General features: G+C 67.2%; 6 protein-coding genes. 1 reads left to right on the top strand and 5 read right to left on the bottom strand.

Annotated features, from left to right (window positions below):
• Positions 1-555, bottom strand: a 555-nt coding sequence (locus tag QZV72_RS01015; protein ID WP_297004134.1) for a translation initiation factor IF-2 N-terminal domain-containing protein, incomplete at its 3' end; no start/stop codon positions are given.
• A 271-nt stretch (positions 556-826) separates the two neighbouring features.
• Between QZV72_RS01015 and QZV72_RS01010 the strand changes: the two genes are divergently transcribed.
• Complete coding sequence (locus QZV72_RS01010) at positions 827-1,627, top strand: hypothetical protein (RefSeq protein ID WP_297004132.1); 801 nt, start codon at positions 827-829, stop codon at positions 1,625-1,627.
• Between the two features lie 82 nt (positions 1,628-1,709).
• On the opposite strand, the gene ndk is transcribed toward QZV72_RS01010, so the two are convergent.
• The 4 genes from ndk to QZV72_RS00990 form a co-directional block, all read right to left on the bottom strand.
• Positions 1,710-2,126 (bottom strand): nucleoside-diphosphate kinase, encoded by a 417-nt coding sequence (gene ndk / locus QZV72_RS01005; RefSeq protein ID WP_297004131.1) that lies wholly within the window; start codon positions 2,124-2,126, stop codon positions 1,710-1,712.
• A 93-nt stretch (positions 2,127-2,219) separates the two neighbouring features.
• Positions 2,220-2,768 carry an NADPH-dependent FMN reductase gene (locus QZV72_RS01000; protein WP_297004129.1) on the bottom strand — a complete coding sequence of 183 codons (549 nt, stop codon included), beginning with the start codon at positions 2,766-2,768 and terminating at the stop codon, positions 2,220-2,222.
• Between the two features lie 38 nt (positions 2,769-2,806).
• Positions 2,807-3,274 (bottom strand): DUF4233 domain-containing protein, encoded by a 468-nt coding sequence (locus QZV72_RS00995; RefSeq protein WP_297004136.1) that lies wholly within the window; start codon positions 3,272-3,274, stop codon positions 2,807-2,809.
• A gap of 5 nt (positions 3,275-3,279) precedes the next feature.
• A complete protein-coding gene (locus QZV72_RS00990; RefSeq protein WP_297004127.1) occupies positions 3,280-3,855 on the bottom strand; it encodes a TIGR00730 family Rossman fold protein in 576 nt (191 codons plus the stop codon).
• Between the last annotated feature and the right edge of the window lie 109 nt (positions 3,856-3,964).

Raw genomic sequence — 3,964 nt, 5'->3', positions numbered from 1 at the left:
CTTCTTGGCTACGGTCTGCTTCGTCGCAGCCTTGCGGGTACGCTTCGCCGGAGTTTTCTTCTCGGCCCCGGTCGCCTTCCCGGCAGACTTCTCAACGGCCTTCTCCGGAGCCTTGACCTCGACCGGGGCGTCCTCGACGGAAGCCTTCTTCGCGGTCGTCCTCTCGGCCGGGGTCTTCTTGGCCGGGGTCTTCTTGGCCGGGGTTTTCTCGGCCGGGGTCTTCTTGGCCGGGGTCTTCTCCGGTGCAGCCTTGCGCGCGTGCGTCGCCGGAGACTTCTTCTCCGGCGCCTCCTGCTGCTCCTGCTGCTCCTGCCGCTTCGACTCAGCCGGGGCGCCGGCCGCGACCAGGGCGGCGAGAACCTCCCCCACCTGTGCTTTCGGCAGGGTCGAGGTGGCACGCTTCCCCTCGATCCCCTGCCCTGTCAGCACCTGCACGAGCTCGGCGCTGGGAATGTCGAGAGCCTTGGCCAGCGCGTGGACGCGGACCTTCTCCCCCATGTCTTCGGTTGTGATTCCCGCAGCGGAGGCCGCGAGTTCCTGGCTGGTTTTAGCCACTGTTCTCCTTGTACAGGTGCGGCGACCGTCAGTCCGGCGGGCGCATGTCGCTGCCTCTCACCGGACCTTCAGTCCTTCGTGGACCGGGGTCGTCGCAGTATTGATGTGTGGAAGTTCTCGATGCCCGTGCGCACATCAGGCCCGGGTCTTGATTGACCGACCGGTGCTGCACGTCCACCGACCATTCTGTCACAATCCTGACCCTCCCAGGCACAACCCCCACGGCAAAATCCGTCGGACAGCACGCCACACGTCTGTTAACCTCGGTAAAGTGAAACAGTACGCCGAGAAACTCCTGAGCCTTCACGCCAGCGCACTGCCCTCCCGGGGTCTGCGTGTTCTCGGCGCCGTGGGAACGGGCGTGGTGTTCACCCTCGCCATCTCGCCACTCAACCTGGTCTGGCTCCTCCTCCCCTTCGCCGTCGTCCTCCTGCTGGTCTCCTTCTGGATCGGCATCCGCAACAAAGCCCGTGGACTACGGGGAAACGGTCACGCACCGATGCGTCCCGATGACGAGACCTCCGTCCTGGAGGGCGGGAACGTCCCCCTCCGCGGACGCTGGTGGACGCACCGGGACCAGTGGCTGCCGCTCGTCGCCGTCCTCGCCGGCTCTCTCGTCCGGAATGTCGTCGACCTCATCAGCTCACCCGTCCTCGGATGGGCTCTCTCGGTCGTCCTCGGCGGACTCGTCACCGCCGGAGCGATCTGCTGGTGGGCCGTCAATGACTCCCTGCCCGCCGACCTGCCCCGGTTGGCCACCTTTCTCCAGCAGGATCCGGACTGGCGTCCCGCCGAGAACGCCGGCGCGGTCGCCGCCGTCCTCTACGCGGTCAGCGCCTTCCCGCGCGGCAGGCAGATACGCCGGGACGCCCTCGACGGCGCCGTCGCCGAGATCTTCACCCTGGGGCCGCACGCTGTTTCCGCGGCCCTGGGTGAGCTCAGCGAGCGCAGGGAAGTCCTCATCACCACGGAACGGGAGCGTGGCAACGTGCGACAGGACTGGGTCAGCCTCACCCCGGCCGGAATGGACGCCGTGGTGGCGTCCTTCCGGAAAGACCCCGCCCACCACTGACTGCCTGCCGACGAAAAAACACCACCCCGCAGGTCGCCGGGGTTCCCGAAGTGCGATCTGAGGGATGGTAGGGGCGGAGTCGCTACTTGGCGAGCTCCGGGAACCAGATGGCGATCTCTCGCTCGGCGGACTCGACGGAGTCCGAACCGTGGACGACGTTCTCGCCGACAGAGAGAGCGAAGTCGCCGCGGATGGTACCGGGGGTCGCGGCGGACACCGGGTCGGTGCCGCCGGCGATCTGACGCCAGGCCTCGATGGCCCGCTCGCCCTCGACGACGCCCGCGATGAGCGGCGAGGAGGTGACGAACTCGACGAGACCCTCGTAGAAGGGCTTGCCCTCGTGCTCGGCGTAGTGCTTCTCGGCGGTCGCACGGTCGGTGAGCCGCAGGTCGAGGGCCGCCAGGGTCAGGCCCTTGCGCTCGATGCGTGCGATGATCTCGCCGACGAGGCCACGCTGGACACCGTCCGGCTTGATGAGGATGAGTGTGCGTTCAGTCATGCCGGTCAGGGTACCGGACGCCGGTGAGCATTCCGTACCACGGGTGGGTGAAAAGGTACCCGGGCCCCGGCGCTGCCCGGCGAACCGGTGGACTCACGCGGCGTCCACGACGGCCTTGCCCAGCTCGACAAGCGCGGCGTCCTGCGCCTCGCCCGGGGCGAACCGGAAGTCCGGGAAGACCTCGGAGAACGGGAGCTTCACATCGGGGCCGACGAGCTTCATACCCAGGAAGGTGACGACGGTGTGCCAGTGCTCCAGCGCGGAGGACGCACCCGTGGAACCCCACCCGATGAAGCCGACCGGCTTCCCGGTCCACTCGGCGAACAGCGAGTCCACGGCGTTCTTCATGACGCCCGGGACGGAACCGTTGTACTCACCGGTGGCGAACAGGAAGCCGTCGAAGCCGCCGATCTTCTCCGACCAGGCCGCCAGTTCCGGCTCAGAGTAGGCGCCCTCGTGCATGCGCGGCGGCGTGGCGGAGGTGAACTTGCCGAGTTCCTGGGCGGCGAGGTCGATGACCTCGAAGGTGGCGTCGATGCCGGCGGCGGTGAGGGTCTGCCGCGCCCACTCGGCGACCTTGATGGAGTTGCGGCCGTCACGGACAGTGCCGGCGAGGATGCCGATACGGGGAGTAGTTGTCATGTCAACCAGTTATACGCCCGACTTGGTTGACACGTCAACTACATCCGCGAGTCCTTGTTCTCGTCGATCCACACGTGCTGCGACGGCAGCAGTCCCCGTTCCATCCGCTGCTTCAGGTGCCCACGCAGGTAGTACGTGTACCACCAGGCGGCGATGAACAGCACCGCCACGATGAGCACCAGCGGATGCACCACCACACCACCGATGAGCAGCAGCACCTGCAGCCCGATGTTCATCGGGTCCGCGAACTTCCGGAATTGCAGGAAGGATGCCACGGTCATCGCCACCGCCAGAACGGCGATGTAGGTCATGTTGAACCCGGTGGCGTACTTACCCTCCCACATCTTGCCGATGGTCGGGAGGATGAGGAAGACGGCCAGCGCCTCCATGATCATGATGCCTGCCATCATGCCCTTGAGGCCCTTGAAGGGGTCGACCTGCGGCTCATGGCCCATACCCAGGGGTCCGACCTCCGGGGACCGGCGCCGCCTGTTGTCGTCACTCATCTCGCTCACCTGCTCCACTTTGCCGCAGCGGGGGTCCACAGGTCCAACGCGACCGGCAACTCCCCCGGATCATCCACCCGGATCAGCCGGTCACGGTGTGTCGCGGAGAAGAAGCCACGGGCCACCATGTGGTCGAGCATGTCGACCAGCGGCTGCCAGTAACCGTCCACGTCGACGAGCGCGACAGGCTTGTGGTGCACACCGAGCACCTGCCCGACCCACACCTCGAAGAACTCCTCCAGGGTGCCGATACCACCGGGCAGGGTGACCATGGCGTCCGCCAACGACGCCATCCGTTCCTTACGCTCGGTCATAGTCTCGACGATGTCGAGGGTGTCCAGGCCCAGGTGACCGGTCTCGCCGTCCATGAGATGACGGGTGATCACCCCGTGGACCGGCATGCCGGCGGCCAGCGCGGTGTCCGCGGCGACACCCATCAGGCCCACCGACCCCCCGCCGTAGACCAGCTCGAACCCGGCGTCCGCGAGGACCTGCACGGTCCGCACCGTCGCCGCCTCGTACGCCGGGGAGTCTCCGGACGCCGACCCGAGGTACAGGGCGACCCGCCGCACGTCACTCATGCCGGATCCTTCCCGAACAGGGTGCGCGCCTCGCCGGCGGTGACGACCGAGCCGGTGATCAGCACACCGGCGCCGGAGACCATGCCGCTGTCGAAGCCGCCGTCGTCCT

This window comes from uncultured Corynebacterium sp. (genome assembly GCF_902782855.1).
Classification (GTDB): Bacteria; Actinomycetota; Actinomycetes; order Mycobacteriales; family Mycobacteriaceae; genus Corynebacterium.
The sequence above is the reverse complement of the archived record's forward strand: the minus strand, read 5'-3'. Positions and strand labels throughout refer to the sequence as shown.